The 15771-nt window shown below is 58.8% G+C and carries 11 protein-coding genes and 2 pseudogenes; 10 read left to right on the top strand and 3 right to left on the bottom strand.

Translation table 11 applies throughout. The features are described from left to right. Positions 1-6: 6 nt before the first annotated feature. Both NKJ73_RS30605 and hemN read right to left on the bottom strand, forming a co-directional pair. The gene (locus NKJ73_RS30605; protein ID WP_352572139.1) at positions 7-267 is read right to left on the bottom strand and encodes an isopentenyl transferase family protein; all 261 of its coding nucleotides are present in this window, start codon (positions 265-267) and stop codon (positions 7-9) included. Positions 268-448: 181 nt separating this feature from the next. After that, a complete protein-coding gene (gene hemN, locus NKJ73_RS30600; protein ID WP_352572138.1) occupies positions 449-1894 on the bottom strand; it encodes an oxygen-independent coproporphyrinogen III oxidase in 1446 nt (481 codons plus the stop codon). 1016 nt (positions 1895-2910) lie between these two features. Here hemN and NKJ73_RS30595 point away from each other — a divergent pair. The 9 genes and pseudogenes from NKJ73_RS30595 to NKJ73_RS30550 all read left to right on the top strand — a co-directional run bounded on the left by NKJ73_RS30595 (position 2911) and on the right by NKJ73_RS30550 (position 12720). Continuing rightward, the gene (locus NKJ73_RS30595; RefSeq protein WP_352572137.1) at positions 2911-4056 is read left to right on the top strand and encodes a porin; all 1146 of its coding nucleotides are present in this window, start codon (positions 2911-2913) and stop codon (positions 4054-4056) included. Between the two features lie 14 nt (positions 4057-4070). Further along, positions 4071-4280: pseudogene (locus NKJ73_RS30590) on the top strand (bifunctional hydroxymethylpyrimidine kinase/phosphomethylpyrimidine kinase); the annotation flags it as partial. A gap of 402 nt (positions 4281-4682) precedes the next feature. Continuing rightward, complete coding sequence (locus NKJ73_RS30585; protein WP_352572136.1) at positions 4683-6215, top strand: Fic family protein; 1533 nt, start codon at positions 4683-4685, stop codon at positions 6213-6215. Positions 6216-6230: 15 nt separating this feature from the next. Beyond that, positions 6231-6353 carry a hypothetical protein gene (locus NKJ73_RS30580; RefSeq protein WP_023679689.1) on the top strand — a complete coding sequence of 41 codons (123 nt, stop codon included), beginning with the start codon at positions 6231-6233 and terminating at the stop codon, positions 6351-6353. Between the two features lie 34 nt (positions 6354-6387). Further along, on the top strand, positions 6388-7128 hold the full coding sequence (locus NKJ73_RS30575) for a hypothetical protein (protein WP_352572135.1): 741 nt from the start codon (positions 6388-6390) through the stop codon (positions 7126-7128). Positions 7129-7359: 231 nt separating this feature from the next. Then, positions 7360-8184, top strand: a complete 825-nt coding sequence (locus tag NKJ73_RS30570; protein WP_352572134.1) for a hypothetical protein — start codon at positions 7360-7362, stop codon at positions 8182-8184. A gap of 916 nt (positions 8185-9100) precedes the next feature. After that, positions 9101-10397 (top strand): annotated as a pseudogene (gene glyA, locus NKJ73_RS30560) (serine hydroxymethyltransferase). A gap of 54 nt (positions 10398-10451) precedes the next feature. Then, positions 10452-11627, top strand: coding sequence for a methionine adenosyltransferase (gene metK, locus NKJ73_RS30555; RefSeq protein WP_352572132.1), 1176 nt, complete (start codon positions 10452-10454; stop codon positions 11625-11627). Positions 11628-11727: 100 nt separating this feature from the next. Then, complete coding sequence (locus NKJ73_RS30550; protein WP_352572131.1) at positions 11728-12720, top strand: adenosine kinase; 993 nt, start codon at positions 11728-11730, stop codon at positions 12718-12720. 32 nt (positions 12721-12752) lie between these two features. Here NKJ73_RS30550 and NKJ73_RS30545 read toward each other — a convergent pair whose 3' ends face one another. Next, complete coding sequence (locus NKJ73_RS30545) at positions 12753-13430, bottom strand: transposase (protein ID WP_352572130.1); 678 nt, start codon at positions 13428-13430, stop codon at positions 12753-12755. Positions 13431-13720: 290 nt separating this feature from the next. Here NKJ73_RS30545 and NKJ73_RS30540 point away from each other — a divergent pair, with 290 nt between their 5' ends. Further along, the gene (locus NKJ73_RS30540; protein ID WP_352572129.1) at positions 13721-15349 is read left to right on the top strand and encodes an MFS transporter; all 1629 of its coding nucleotides are present in this window, start codon (positions 13721-13723) and stop codon (positions 15347-15349) included. Positions 15350-15771 lie beyond the last annotated feature (422 nt).

Below are 15771 nucleotides of genomic sequence, written 5' to 3'. Positions count from 1 at the left end.
ACCGCCTTACATGCCACTGAAAGCGCCAGCCCGATGCTGACTCGCGCATGTGAATTGAGAAGGGAGATCGAGCCGGCTTCGAGTGAGCCCAGGCTGAGATCTAAGCTCGTCCACGTGCATGATCAGCTTACTACGGGCAGTCACGGCGTGGATGTGCCCGCGGTTAGGGGGCGTATCCAAGTAAACCCGCTGGGTAGATTGCAGTTCGGAATCCGAGGCACGCCCGCTGCCCGTAGCGATTTGAGGACAGCATTGTACACGATCCAACGCAATGACCGGCCGTCCGATCTCTCGTCCAATTTAAATTGAAACGTCTGTCTTGCCGCTGCAGGTCGGCCCGTAAATCAAATGGATTAGCATGTGTTTACCGCTTAGAAGCCCTTGTTTTTCGAACTGCCGACAACACACTGGATAGGCTGTTCTCGTCGTTCGGTCGAGTTCACCTCGCCTATGTCGGCATTTTACGGCGCTTCACTACTAATCGGGCACCGCACGATGGCAGCTCGTTCTCTCCGGCAAAAGATACTCCCTGTGTTAGCTTCCGTGTTGTGTGCTTGCCCTCACCTGCGGGATACGTAAGGCCATCCCTAAAAGCATCGAATGCGGCAGCGACAGCGCGAATCCCAAAGCGATGCTCCCGCCGTACGCGGACAAAACCGTTTTCGAAGTCCACTATTCCGTCCTTGGCCAGCATCGCCAAACGCTCATCTGAACCGCGAAGACGGATCGGATCAGATCCGTGGGCGACACAGATTGCCGGCACGTCAGCCTCGAAATCGCACATTAATCGCTCGATGATTGCGGCTCGCACGCGGTCGTCGTCTGTGAGGCGATGGCCCTTCGATGTCGCCAGTCGGCCAGCTGCGATGTGCCGGATGTAGAAATCCCGTGTAACTTCGTTTTGAACGTACCCCTGGCCGATGCGGCCGATAGCCGACGCGCCGAAACCGATCAGGGTTCTGCAGGTATCGGCAGAGTAGCCCAACGAGTTACGTCGCAAGCGACCTGTTTCCTGTGCCAGCGCGAGCTCGTCGTGCGGCAAGGCGAAATGGTCGAGCCCGATCTCTCGGTAGCCGGCGGCAACCAGCGTCACGGCGACAGCCGCATGCTGTTCAGCGCGGGCAGCGCTGTGGGGAAGAAATTCCGCCTCGATGAGGCGCTGGTTCTTTATTTGGGATGGGATATGCGAGTAGCCGAACAAGGCAAGCCGGTCGGGGCGCATGGCGACCGCTGCCCTCGCCGTCTCGACGCACGACTCCACCGTTTGACGCGGCAGGCCGTAGATGAGGTCGAAGTTGATCCGGTTTACTCCATGCCGGCGCAGCATTTCCACGGCAGCCGACGTCTGGGCCTCGCTCTGGATTCGGTTGATCGCTTTTTGAACAATGGGATCGAAGCTCTGTACGCCCAGGCTCGCGCGGTTCACGCCGGCCGCTCCCAAGCCTTCCGCCATCTCGGGCGTGAGCGTGCGTGGATCGATCTCGATGGCGACCGTAGCTGTTTTCGAGATGGCGAAGCGGCATCGCAGGAACTCCATCAGAGCGAGGAACTCGGCTGGTCCGATGAGAGACGGCGTTCCGCCGCCGAAATGTATGTCGCTCACGGGCAGCGTCTTCGGCACTCGCTCGCAAACCAGACGGATCTCGTCACGCAGCGCCGCCAGATAGTTGAGGATGGGCGCATCATGGCGGGTGATGGTGGTTGGGAAGCCGCAATACCAGCAGGCTGATCGGCAGAACGGAACGTGCAGATAGAGTGACACCGGATCCTCAGCCGGCAGGTTCCTGAGCCATGCCTCATAAGCCTCGGCGCCGACCGCCCCGGAGAACTCCGACACAGCCGGATAGATAGTGTACCAAGGCAGCCGGGCCTCTCGAAATTTCGTGGTCTGCAAAGGCACAATCCCATACTGATAGCAACCAACCCTACCCACCGCGCCCGCCTGGGTCCTTGCGCTATGTCAGTCCGTTCCGTTTGGGCTCGAATCTAGATCTTTTTAGCAATGGGCGCCGTTCAGTCTTAGGCTGGACAGCGATGGTCTGAGCACCTGGTCACCGACTGATGATGGTGATCCGTCAGACCCTCACGCGCCCCTTTTGTTCGACTATCCCATCCCTTCCCTTCACCTGCGCCTCGGAGATTCTACTGAGCGCAGCTGCCGCAATGGGCGAGACATACGGGCTTGGGACCAGATTTTGCTCGCCAGATAGTGCCGGCCCCCTTAGTGAACTCTGCCATGTCGATGAGCTCGTTGTTTGAATTGCTGGCAAGATGCATTAGCTGTGGCGCGCCGCTTTCAGGACGAGAACCTGCTCGGCGCGACAGTCCTGTCCGCCGCAATGCCAAGGCAGGCGCCCTACTGGCTTTGATGCAAGGCTGCAGCGCGTAGTTGTCGACCATCAGCTCGCCGAAATGACGGCGTCGTGCCGAGCGGTCCCGCCGCATGATGCCTCAACGTCGGGCTCACCACAAACAATGCTCTCCCCATGAACGAAACTGTCGCGAAGCGAACAGTCGAACCGTAGCCGAAACGTTTTCCGTTCGTGCTTGGGTGGATCCGCAAGGCAAAAACAAGGAAGTGCGAACCAAGGTCCGCCCGCACAATTGAGCTTCAAGCCGCAGCTGGTCGTGAGGCTGGCACGTCATTTGCGGTCGAATGCAGGACCGTTTGTGACGCCTACCTCTACCAGCTGAGTTGACTGTGATGATTGTACAAAACTTTGCACACCTCCATTTCGGCGATAATTACGTTATCGGCAGCTAAAACCAAATATTTTACAACAATGACCAGAGTACATTCTAGTCCTTCCTTCAGGGCTTAGCTGACGGCCCAGCACAACTGCGCGCGTTTCAAAGTTGTTCTCAGAATCACTCGTGTCCATCACTTTATTATTAAAGCGGAGATCGACAATGACCATTAGGAGCCTCCTCCTCGGCTCAACTGCGGCACTGATTGCCGTTTCCAACGCTCGCGCCGTCACCACCGCCGCCGAGCCTGACCCGACTGAGTACGTCAAGATCTGCAACGTCTACGGCTCGGGCTACGTCTACATTTCAGACACCGAGACCTGCCTGCGAATCGGCGGCTCTGTCCGTTACAACGTCGGATTGTTTGATCACGCAAGAACCTCGGATGCGAGGACTGGTGAGCATCAGGGCACATGGCAAAACAACACGCGCTTCACATTGAAAACTTGGACCGGCCAGGAGACCGAACTCGGCACGTTGAAGACCTACACCGAAACCCGCATGAACTTCGGCAACCGCCACACTTCGGTTTCGGACAGTTCTCGGTCCTATGCCTTCCACGGAGACAGCACCTTGACTTTCGCCTGGATTCAGCTTGGTGGCCTCCGAGTTGGTAAGGACTGGTCGGCCTTCGACATGTTTATTGGCGGCGCGGGTGACGTACTCAACCAGACGCCGGTTCCGTACGGCTCTTTCGATACCAATGTGGTTCAGTACTACTTCGACGCCGGGAACGGCTTTTCGGCCGTGGTTTCGCTCGAAGAAGGCTCGGGCGTGGTCGGCACAATCGACAGCTACGCACCGCACGTAGTCGGCGGCTTGAAATACACACATGGCTGGGGCGCGATCACCGGCGTTGCCGCTTATGATAGCAACTACGAATCGGTGGCCGCCAAGGTCCGTGTCGACATCAATGTCACCAACGAACTGTTGCTGTTCGGAATGCTCGGCTACGGTTCCAACGGCAAGCTCAACGACGACTCCACGAACGCCATCGACGCTCATGGTCGCGGCTTCTATAAGAGTTGGGGCGGGAACTGGGCTTTCTGGGCTGGCGCCACTTACAAACTCAACGAGACAACTTCGTTCAACCTTCAGCTCTCCGGTAATCAGCTCAAGAACCATGGTGTCGCTGCAAACGTCGCGTATGCGTTTCTTCCAGATTTCACAGTTACGGCGGAACTCGACTATGGCCGATACGGTAACTTCGCCGTCGGCAAGGTGGACGGCGCTTCCAACATGAATTGGACCAACGCCAACAAGAAGAGCAGTGTCGGCGGAATGCTGCGTTTCGAACGCTCATTCTAACGGATGAAAGGGCGCTGAGGCAGGCATCGCATGTACTTGTCGTCGGCGGATCGGACTCCAGTGGGGGTGCCGGAATCGCGCGCGATATCGAGACGCTCTCCTCCATGGGCGTGCGCAGCTGCCTTGCCGTCACTGCGGTGACGGTGCAAACACACGACAGCGTCACGGACATCCTTCATCTGCAACCCGGTCTGGTGGCCAATCAGATGCGTGCAGCGATCTCGCGGGCGTCGCGGCGTAGTGAGCGCGGGCGCGGCCGTGATGATCGTGGCGGGAGGGAGAGGTAAGGAGCGTCTTTCCTTTGAGAATTCGCGTTTACGGGTACCCACGATGCACAACGGGCGAGTTTTTCAAAGAGGCGCGTCCTCCTTCGAAGCGCTTCGGAGGGCCAGGCTCTAGGCTCGCCCCGAGCCCCTGCGTAGCCTGCGGGGGAGCTGGGTCTCGGCCCATCCGGGTAACGATCCTTCGCGCGGCTATGGAAACGATCGCATTTGCCGATTGTCGCATAAAAAACTTGTTATCGCCCGACTAAAAAAACTTGCAACTCCACAGCATCATTGACTTGTCGCCTATCAGCACTATATACTTGGAGTCGCACAGCTCTAAAAACTTGCAAAGGCACAGCCATGGCCAAGCCCCATGAAAAACTCGCTGTATCACTGGCCGTCCTCAAAGAGCTGCAGGAGGGTGGGCGGCGCATATTCAAATCAGATGAGCTGACCCGCGTCCACCGGGAGCGGCTGCTGCAGAACGGGTTCCTGCGCGATGTTATCAAAGGCTGGCTCATGTCGACCGGCCCGCAGGCACGGCAGCAAGACACCACCCCTTGGTACGCGAGCTTCTGGGAGTTCTGCTCCCTTTACTGCAATGACCGGTTCGGCAAGGACTGGTTCCTCTCACCGGAGCAGTCGCTGCTTCTGCACGCGGAAGCGCCCACTATTCCGCCTCAGGTGGTGGTGAACACCCCCAAAGGCACGAATAACAAAATCGACCTGCTGTTCGGCACTTCGCTCTATGACCTCAAGGTCAAGGAGATGCCGGCCGAACTGACAGAGAAAAACGACCAGCGCGTGTTCACTGTCGAGGCCGCCCTTACCCGGGTGCCGGAAGCGTTCTTCCAGCGCGCCCCTATCGAGATGCAGATCGCCATGGCGTCGGTGCGCGACGTATCAACCGTTCTGGCCCTGCTGCTTGATGGCGGCCATTCCGCCGTGGCGGGACGGCTTGCGGGGGCCTTCCGTCGCGTAGGACGCGACTCCTTTGCCGATGAAATCGTGGCCGCCTTCAAAGCCGCCGGCTATGACGTGCGCGAATCCGATCCGTTCGCGGGACAAATTGGAGTGACAACTATTGCGGCGGGCGTACCGCCGTTGGTCGCCCGCCTGCGCGCGATCTGGCAATCGCAGCGCGAAGCCATCATCGAGATATTCCCGAAGGCACCCGGACTGCCGTCCGACAAAGACGCCTATATGAAGTTCGTCGAGGATATCTACGAAAGCGACGCCTACCATTCGCTGTCGATAGAAGGGTACAGCGTCACCCCGGAACTCATCGACCGGGTGCGCGAGGGGAGCTGGAATCCGGAGATTGATGAAGAGGACCGCAAGAACCGAGATGCGCTTGCCGCGCGTGGCTACTACCTCGCATTCCAGAAGGTCAAAGACTCTGTTGCCGCGATCATCAACGGCAAGCCAGCCGGCGCGTTGACGCGGGACACTCACCGGGAGTGGTACCGGGAGCTGTTCGCGCCGTCAGTGACCGCCGGCATCCTCAAAGCCAGCGCGCTTGCGGGATATCGCAATCACCCTGTGTACCTGCGCGGCTCGCAGCACGTGCCGCCGCGTACCGAAGCGCTGGCCGATGGTATGAATGAGCTGTTCGACCTGCTGGAGGCGGAGAAGGAGGCCTCCGTGCGTGCCGTGCTGGGGCATTGGCTTGTGGGCTATGTGCACCCCTATCCGGACGGCAACGGACGAATGGCGCGGTTCCTCATGAACGCGATGCTGGCTTCAGGCGGTTACCCCTGGACAGTCGTCAGAGTCGATGACCGGAAGGCCTACCTCGCAGGGCTGGAGGAGGCGAGCGGCAATATGAATGTGAAAACGTTCGCCGCCTTTCTCGGCGAACGGGTGAAGTGGTCTATGGAGAAGGCGGCGTGAGGTCGGTGGTGTGCCATGTTTAACTTGCTTGTCTCGGGCCACGGCGAGTGGTGGGAAACGCCGCCGTTCACGTCAACCATTGACCGGTTCAAGGAATCTAGCGGCGCCGAGGCCGAGGCTATCGACCTCGCGCCCTGAAACATTGCGCCGGCTGGAGGAAATCCCGGCGCTTTTGATGTACGAAGTCGGGGCGGGAGGCCCGCACGCGCGCGTGGTCCGGCACAGCCGCATACGCAATATCGTTCGGCGCGGACACGAACTGGCCTTCACCTTCGAGCCCGATCCGAAACATGCCTTTCTCGACCGGTCAGCGGTGTTGAGAATTGCGGACCGGCTGGGCATTCAACAGTTCGAACAGCACCGTACGCACTGGGCGATCAAGGATGGTGACATCCCGGCCGAGCTGATTGCCACCAGCACCGCTGAACGGGCGCAGCGCACCGTTGCCGTGGTTGCGGCAGAATATGCAGAAGCGCGCCGCGAGGGACGAAGGAGAGAAGCTGCCGAACTGGCCGAAGAACTGGAGGATTTTCCTCCCTCGCTGGAGAAAGCACTGTCGCTCGTGCCGGCGCGTATCCTTCAGCAGCCGACACCCAAATTATACCCGATCCTTGGGATAGAGCCCCGCACGCCCGAAGGCCGCAACGCCGTCGTGGCCGTCGTCGCAAGGGATCACAATGGGCAGGACTTGCCTGCCGACTGGTCTTATTCGCTGGCGTGGTTCCTGGACCTTTACGGCAGCGCGACGGAAGCGGGGCGCCTTGACGGCGCGCTGGCCGAATGCGCAACGCATGTGATCGCGCTCGGCACTGGCGAGGGAGAAGCCGCCGCCCCGGTTGAAGATATCGGCTACGCACTCTGGCGCTGTTCGCGAAGCCCGAAACTTATCGGCGATCTGGCCGGGAATCGCTGAGATAGCGCAGGAGGTTTTTTCGCTTACCAAAATCAACTGGAACTCGACCCAGATCAACCAGAAGCTTCCCATTCCCATTCTAGCAGCCAGAAGAGTGGGTGAGCTCTTTAGATATCTATCCGAGGAATCGACAACTCAGACTATCGCAAGTATACATAGTTTTTTTGTTATAGAGTCTGCTCGGCTGCAGGCAAAGAGCCCGGATAAACTTCAGCACGAAAGCAGAATTGAATGAAGGTGGGCTACATGGAGTTCTCATTTGGGTATGCCTTCACCGAAAACCTTATCCGGTCATCGTCAGCCGCACCTGTAGGCGCGCCGGTCTTTCCAAACCTCATACAGGAGGGGCATTCTGGCTTTGACATCCGCATCAATTTCCCAGGGGTTCCGCTGTTTTTCCAGTACAAGCTTCCGGAGCTGATGAAGCGAGGAACTGCCTTTGAGATTGCGAGCGGACATTGTCCCGGTTTGTCGATACCATTTTTTCGGATTGCCATGATGCGCAGGGATGTGTCGCGTCAGCATGAACTGCTTCTTCGGCTTGAGGCGCGCTATCCGTCAAACGTCTTCTATGCGGCTCCTTGTATTGCAAACATCAGCGATTTCGACCGCTCTTATAATGGAGCAACCGTAGCACGGCAGTCCATTTTCGTCTCACCAGGGGATATTGGGCCCTTGCCAGACGACAAAGCGCACAGCCTTGCCTATAAACCTGGACTGGCAACTGGATATTTTTGCTCGAAACCCAAGCCCACCAAAGTTCAAACATTTGATGATCTCGCTGCGCTCTTTAAGGAGCAGTTCGCCGAGAAGCGTTTTGCGGAAGTCGGCGAGGCGGCGCGTGAGATGCGCGAAAACGTACTTGAGCTTGCTTCGCCGTCAATGCGGCAAGCCGAACAGCTCATTGCTGAACGGGTCGGCGCGAGACGCATTCAGATTCTAGACGGCGCAGCCAGACCGCCCGAGGGAGAGCGCGCAGTCACTGACATTCTCGTAGGGCGGGAAATTGCGCGTGTCGATCTTGGCGTCGACCTGCTGGTGGCCCAACCACGCTAACGACATCATACCTCGGTGATTAGCCTAGCTTTTGTCTAGGCCACAGTTATGAGACTACGAACTACTTGGCCAGGAAGAAGATCGGATTGAAAGCGAACCTTCCTTGTCATCTTTGCATCACGGTCAGTCTGCACGAGATTGACCGGTGCAAGCCGGGAGCAAGACCGGGCTGCGCAAACGTTGCAACAGATCCTTCAAGGAAATTCATAGACTCTTAGCAACTCCGGTTCGCTGTGAATGGTAGGCTTATTGCAACGTTTGAGTCAGTGGGGTCCGAACCGTGGCTTATTTTCCGACCCGCCGAACTGCGTGCAATTTCGGCTAAAGGCAATGGCAAGAAGAGCGCCCATCTTGTTTGTTCGACACAGCCATATCGGCTCAAAACAGTATCTTCACGGCCACCGAGATTGTCCGGACGGTGGACAAGCAACCATATTATTTGGTTCGAAAGCTGCAACATCTGTGGAGAACGCGAAATGACAAATTCAGTAGGACGAGTGCCCAGGCTTTCCAAGTGGCTTGGTCGTGACCAATGCTGACACTGGTCAGTCGCCTACGGACGGCAGCGCATTTAGATCGCCTTCGAATTCTAGGCCTTTGCGCGCACGCGGACCTAACTGTCTGCCAGCTAGCGGAGATTCTGGGTCTGCGTCGTGAGCACGTTGTACGACACATTCGGCTGCTGGCCAGAGCCGACTTTCTTTACTGCAACGAACAACGTCCGTGGTGCTCGTACAATCTCAAAACAGGAGGTAAGGACGGCGGGCTGGTTCAATTGTTGGTTGATCTCCTGCCCCACGGCGATGGCTATCACAAACGAGACCTTCAACGGCTCGAAGCGATACGAGACACGCGGCCGAAGGGGACCGCATGCTTGACCGTGAAATAGGTCATCCAATTGGAGCGCGAAGCTACCATGGACAACTCCGCCGACGGCGCGATCGCACAGCCCGACACCTACGGGCAGTCTTCCTTGGCCGCGGTTGATTGCCGCGTTCACGAACTGCTTCTAAGACAGGAGCGGCAGGAGCGGACGACCCTTAAGCTCATCGCCTCAGAGAACTTTGCGTCCTCGGCCGTGCTGGAAGCGAACGGCTCGATTTTCACGAACAAGTACGCCGAGGGGTACCCCGGTGCGCGCTACTACGCTGGAAATGAGATCGTTGATGAGCTTGAGAATCTAGCCATTGAGCGCTTGAAAACACTATTTGGCAGCGAGCATGCCAACGTCCAGCCTTATTCCGGCTCGCCGGCCAACCAGGCTGTCTATCGTGCGCTTTTGAGCCCCGGTGACAAAGTCATGGGCTTGCCCCTTCCGGAAGGGGGCCATCTGACTCATGGTTGGGCCATCAACTTTTCCGGAACTGACTATCAACGCGTCCCCTATGAACTAGATGAAAAGACACAGCAGATTGACTATGACCGCTTGCACGAGACAGCCAAGCGGGATGTCTTTGACTACGCGGCAATGGCAGAAATCGCCCTGGATGCGAACTCCTATCTCGTAGCCGACATTGCGCACATCAGCGGCCTGATTGCCGCGGGAGCGCACCCGAATCCCGTGCGCCATTGCGACGTGGTCAGCAGCACCTCCCACAAATCGATCCGCGGTCCCCGCGGTGGTTTCATTTTGTCCAGGAACGAAGATCGCTATCAGGCCCTGTATCATACAAAGAGCAAATACAATCTCGCCAGACGAATAGACCGGGCGGTCTTTCCTCACCTGCAAGGCGGGCCCCACATGAATGCCATCGCTGCGCTAGCAGTTGCCTTGCACGAAGCCGCGAACCCGTCCTTCCGAAGCTACGGCCAACAGACCGTCAAGAATGCCAAGGCTCTTGCACAGGCACTGATCGAGCGAGGTTATGACCTGGTTACCGGGGGGACGGACAATCACATGCTGATCCTTGATCTGCGCGATCGACCACTATCCGGCAAGGCCTATGCCGAGCGGCTAGCAAAGGCAGGCATCATCACAAACTTTAACATGGTGCCTGGCGACCCGCGGGATCCGGCGGTCACAAGCGGAATTCGCCTGGGGGCGCCAGCAGTGACGTCAATGGGCATGCGCGATGTGGAAACCGTGCAAATTGCTCGCTTCATTGACTCCGTCCTCTGGCGAGCCAGACGACGAAGATCTCCATGCCTCCCTGCGAAGAGACGTTGCCGACTCGTGCGCTGCGTTCGAGGTCCCGGGCATCCCCGACAGGTAAGGTGGGCTAAGCAAAATGCCCCATACAACTCCAACACCCGAAGTGAGGCATTTCATGGCTAGGCAGTTCGTGTTCTCTTCCGAATCGGTTGGCGCGGGACACCCGGATAAGTTGGCCGACAACATCTCGGATGCCATCCTCGATGCCATCCTCCGCACCGATCCCAAGGCGCGCGTCGCCTGTGAAGCGTTGGTAAAATCAGGGATAGTCGTTCTGGCTGGCGAGATTACCAGCGATGCGCGGGTGGATTATAGCCAAGTTGCGCGCGATACAATTCTCGATATTGGATACGACGATGAGGCCGTCGGCTTTGACGGCCGGCGTTGCTCCGTCGTTCATGCACTCACCGAGCAATCGCCCGACATTAGCCAGGGCGTTGACGAGGGACGAGGGCAGGACCTCCAGCAGGGAGCGGGAGATCAGGGCCTCATGTTCGGCTACGCATGCCGCGAAACCGATACCTTGATGCCTTTGCCGATCCAGCTCGCGCATCGCTTGACGAAACGACAGGCAGATGTCCGGAAAGCACGACAGCTTGGCTGGTTGCGTCCTGATATGAAATCCCAAGTCTCAGTGCGCTATGAGGGGTTGCGCCCGGTCGCCCTTGATACCATCGTCGTATCGACCCAACATGACGAGCAAGTCTCGCAAGAGACGGTCCGCGAGGGCGTCATTGAGGAAATCATAAAGCCTGTCCTGCCGACCCACCTGGAGACGGAAGGCGTCAGAATTCTGGTCAACCCGACGGGGAGGTTCGTAGTCGGCGGGCCGCGCGGCGACTGTGGTCTCACTGGACGCAAGATCATCGTTGATTCCTATGGTGGGATGGGTCGTCACGGCGGCGGCGCCTTTTCGGGCAAGGACCCGTCCAAGGTTGACCGCTCAGCTGCCTATGCGGCCCGGTATGTTGCAAAGAATATCGTCGCTAGCGGACTTGCGGACGTCTGCGAGGTGCAGCTTGCTTACGCAATCGGCGTGGCCAGTCCGGTTTCTGCCATGGTCAACACGTTCGGGACAGCGAGGGTTGAGGAAAGAAGGATCGAGCGCCTCATTCTTGAGTTGTTCGATCTCAGACCGAAAGGCATTATCAAGATGCTTGATCTCCTACGCCCTATATACCGCAAGACCGCGACCTATGGCCATTTCGGCCGTGAAGAGCCTGATTTCACCTGGGAGAAGACAGACAGGGCCGACGAATTGCGTCGCGAGGCAGGACTCGCCGCCCCGTGAGGGCCGACGCCGAATGGATTGGCATCCGGAAAGCCAACTCGCCAGACCCGCCGGCCGGCCGGCGTGGCAAGAAGCCGTCGGGATTTTCGCGGAGACATTGATGCCGGACTATGACGTGCTTTGTATAGGAAATGCCATCGTCGACATCATCGCCCAGTGCGACGAGGCGTTCCTGGAGACCAACGGCATCATCAAGGGCGCAATGAATTTGATCGACACGAGGCGCGCCGAACTGCTCTACAGCCGCATGGGCCCGGCCATTGAAGCCTCGGGCGGCAGCGCCGGCAACACGGCGGCGGGCGTCGCCTCCTTCGGCGGTCGCGCCGCTTTCTTCGGCAAGGTATCCAACGACGCGCTCGGCAAAATCTACGCGCATGACATGCATGCCCAGGGCGTCGCCTTCGACACCAGGCCGCTTAACGGCGAACCGCCGACGGCGCGCTCGATGATCTTCGTCACGCCGGACGGCGAGCGCTCGATGAACACCTATCTCGGCGCCTGCGTCGAGCTCGGCCCGGAGGATGTTGAGGCCGACAAGGCGTCGGGCGCCGCCGTCACCTATTTCGAGGGCTATCTGTGGGACCCGCCGCGCGCCAAGGAGGCGATCAGGCAGACGGCTAAGCTCGCCCACGCCGCCGGGCGCGAAGTGTCGATGACATTGTCGGACTCGTTCTGCGTCGATCGCTACCGCGACGAATTCCTCGGTCTGATGCGCTCCGGCACCGTCGATATCGTCTTTGCCAACAGCCACGAGATCAAGTCGCTCTACCAGACCGCGTCATTCGACGAGGCGCTGGCCCAGATCCGCAGGGACTGCAAGATCGCCGCCGTCACCCGCTCGGAAAAGGGCTCGGTCATCGTGCGCGGCGACGAGACCGTGACCATCAATGCGACCAGGATCCGCGAGCTGGTCGACACCACCGGCGCCGGCGACCTCTACGCCGCCGGCTTCCTCTACGGCTACACGCAAGGCCGCAGCCTCAAGGATTGCGGCGATCTCGGCTCGCTGGCAGCCGGGCTGGTCATCCAGCAAATCGGCCCAAGGCCACGCCAGAATTTGCGCAGAGAGGCGGAGCAGGCGGGATTGCTGTAGGTGGCGAGCCAAGAACCAGCTGCCCACCCTCCTTAATCCAGCCCGAGCCTTTTCTTCAGTTCCGCATTCTCCTTGCGGAGACGATCGGCAAGCAGGCTCTTTAGCCGCTTGTTTTCTTCCTCGAGCGCGACGAGATCCTTCAGCCCGTCACTGTCCGCCGCCGGCGCCGCCGCCTTCTTCCAAAGATAATATGTCTGTTCCGAGATGCCGGCTTGCTTCACCGCGCTCTTGAGAGTAGCGCCGCCGCCGATCGAGGTCTCGATCTGCGCCAGCTTCTGGGCACGATCCTTCGCGGAGTAGCTCTTTCGGCCTGTTCGCGCTGACGGCGGTGCTTCAGTGGTCGCGGATATCGGCTTGGCGCCCTCCTTGCGGGCAGGCGCGCTCGCCTCAGCTTCTGGCTTCCTCGACCGCCGCGCTCTCGTCTTCGGTTTTGGCGTTTCCGCTTTGTCTGCCGGTTCGCTATGAACTACTGCTGACTCGGTTTCCAGGGGATTGGCCATGAAATGCTCCACTCGAGGTTTGTGCAAAAGTTCAGCATCAAGGGCCACTACAGTAGAGTCAACAAGCTGACGATTTAACGGCTCGACTTCGTTTGTTGTTTCGGCCATCGCCGCGGCGATGTCGAAATTGCCCCAGATGGAACGTGCGGATTTTTCATAATTGCGCTTTTGTTTGACTTCCACGGTGAATGGTCGCGTCTGCCGCCTCATAGTTCCTTCCTGAATAGGAGAATGAAGTCGCCGCTCGAATTTTTGGCGCTTCCTGGTTAGCGCGGAGCATTATCGTATAGCCGCTCAACGGGCAAGTGATGCCGGTCTTCGATGGCTGACCCATCTGGGGAGATTTGAGCGGCTTCGCGCGTCCTGCGCATGCCTGTAAGGCCGCCAAGTTTTCTGGGTTAGCAGGCGCGCCACTGTGGCAGCTTGGCTTGTACGGCGAGGCCATGGTTGAGTGAGGCGAACCAAATCCAGCCCCGCGGTCGATCCCGAAGCTTCCCACAATGGCGAAGAGAACATCTTCACTCGTTCCTTTTCAGCACAAGACCTTCCGTTCGCTATGGTCGGCTGCACTCGTTTCGAACCTTGGCACCCTGGTGGAAGGTGTGGCGGCGGCTTGGCTGATGACCAGCATCGCCACCTCCCATGGAATGGTGGCGCTCGTCCAGTCATCGACCACCCTCCCCTACATGATCTTCTCCCTCGCGGCGGGAGCGCTCGCGGACAACTTTGACCGTCGCCGGATCATGTTGACTGCGCAACTGCTGATGGTCTGCGTATCCGCCTTCCTGGCGTTCCTGACCTATGCGGGGGAAATGACACCCTGGATCCTTCTGGGTCTCACCTTCCTGATCGGCTGTGGTTGGGCATTGCACGATCCCTCTTGGCAAGCCTCGATGGGGGATATCCTGCCTCGCGAACACCTGCCTAGCGCGGTTGCGCTCAACGGCATGAGCTACAATCTCATGCGCAGCATCGGGCCGGCGATTGGCGGCCTAATCGTGGCCACAGCCGGTGCGGCCTTCGCGTTCCTCTTTAACGTCTTTTGCTACTTCGCTCTGATCGCTGCGCTGTTGCGGTGGAAAGCGGTACGGGCACGACAAGCGCTGCCGCGGGAGGCTTTCGGCAGTGCGATGGCGGCGGGCTTCCGTTACGTGCTCTTGTCGCCGAACCTTCTCAAGGTGATGTGCCGGAGTTTCATTTTCGGCCTCACCGCCGTTGTGATTTTGGCTCTCCTGCCGTTGGTCGCTCGCGAACAGATCAAAGGGACCGCAGTCACCTACGGCGTGATGCTCGGCTTCTTCGGCCTGGGAGCGATTTGCGGCGCGCTCCTCATTGGGCGGGTCCGAGAAGTTCTCTCCAACGAATGGGTCATTCGCGGTGCGTTCTTTATACTGGCGATCAGCTGCTTCTTTCTGGCATGGAGTGAGGACGTTTGGCTGAGCTGTCTCCTCCTCATGCCGGCCGGTGCGGCCTGGATTCAATCATTCTCGCTGTTTAACGTCACAGTGCAGCTTTCGGCGCCGCGGTGGGTGGTTGGACGCGCCCTGTCTCTCTATCAGACGGCCACATACGGCGGCATGGCGGCGGGAAGCTGGCTTTGGGGCGAACTGGCGGATGTCCAAGGTGTTTCGGGAGCCTTCCTCGTCGCCAGCGTGGTTCTTGTGATTGGTGGACTGATGGGCATCGTTCTGCGTCAGCCGGATTTCGAAACGCTCAATCTGGATCCGACCAACAAGTTCAGCGAACCGACGCTGCAACTTGATCTGCGGCCACGAAGCGGTCCGATCATGGTGATGGTCGATTATCGTATCGATCAGAGAGATGTCCCAGAATTTCTCAGTGTGATGACATCGTGGCGAAAAGCCCGGCTGCGAGATGGCGCCAGACAATGGGCGTTGCTGCGTGACCTGGAAAAGCCCGAACTATGGACCGAGTGCTATCATGTGCCAACCTGGGTCGAGTATGTTCGCCACAACAACAGGCAGACCCAGGATGACGCCGAAATCGTTGCGCGCCTGGAAGCGCTGCACCGTGGCGATTGCCCGCCCAAGACGCATCACAAGATCGAACGCCAAACCGTGCGCGTGCACGACGATTTGCCGCTCAGGCCTCATTTGGACAGGACTTGAGCTGGCCCGTTGGTTTGAGCCGGTTACCTTGAGCCGGTGGGCTGCGAACAAGCAGGTCGAGACATTGGCCTCGATCACTTCGCAACACGCGCTGCGCCGGCCTCGGGTGCTCCCCTCGAAATCATTGTGTCGTATCACCGAGGGCATCACGGCCAACAGCTTCCTAGGCAACAGCCTCGCCATTGAGCCGAATATGGTCGCGAGCAGATCACCGACGAAGCGGTCGGAACCTCGGAGCCGAAGTTCGATGCCGAGGTGGCGTTCGCATGATGCGCGAAGCAGCACCACGGCGCTTGCCGGTATGTTTGCGCCCGGCAGCCGACGAACTCCTATCCTCCCGGACCGCTGTGCGTCATCGCTTTGATTTACCGGCCGCTCAAGGCTTCCACAGTTTTCGCTTTCGAGGCGACCTTTGGCAACAT

This window comes from Mesorhizobium sp. M0074, from assembly GCF_040322975.1.
In the GTDB taxonomy this organism is placed as follows: Bacteria; Pseudomonadota; Alphaproteobacteria; order Rhizobiales; family Rhizobiaceae; genus Mesorhizobium.
The sequence above is the reverse complement of the archived record's forward strand: the minus strand, read 5'-3'. Positions and strand labels throughout refer to the sequence as shown.

Excerpts from the sequence above, each read along its gene's own strand:
- NKJ73_RS30595 (WP_352572137.1), top strand. The coding sequence starts at position 2,911 with ATGACCATTAGGAGCCTCCTCCTCGGCTCAACTGCGGCACTGATTGCC.
- NKJ73_RS30585 (WP_352572136.1), top strand. The coding sequence starts at position 4,683 with ATGGCCAAGCCCCATGAAAAACTCGCTGTATCACTGGCCGTCCTCAAA.
- NKJ73_RS30580 (WP_023679689.1), top strand. The coding sequence starts at position 6,231 with ATGTTTAACTTGCTTGTCTCGGGCCACGGCGAGTGGTGGGAAACGCCG.
- NKJ73_RS30570 (WP_352572134.1), top strand. The coding sequence starts at position 7,360 with ATGAAGGTGGGCTACATGGAGTTCTCATTTGGGTATGCCTTCACCGAA.
- metK (WP_352572132.1), top strand. The coding sequence starts at position 10,452 with ATGGCTAGGCAGTTCGTGTTCTCTTCCGAATCGGTTGGCGCGGGACAC.
- NKJ73_RS30550 (WP_352572131.1), top strand. The coding sequence starts at position 11,728 with ATGCCGGACTATGACGTGCTTTGTATAGGAAATGCCATCGTCGACATC.
- NKJ73_RS30545 (WP_352572130.1), bottom strand. The coding sequence starts at position 13,430 with ATGAGGCGGCAGACGCGACCATTCACCGTGGAAGTCAAACAAAAGCGC.
- NKJ73_RS30540 (WP_352572129.1), top strand. The coding sequence starts at position 13,721 with ATGGCGAAGAGAACATCTTCACTCGTTCCTTTTCAGCACAAGACCTTC.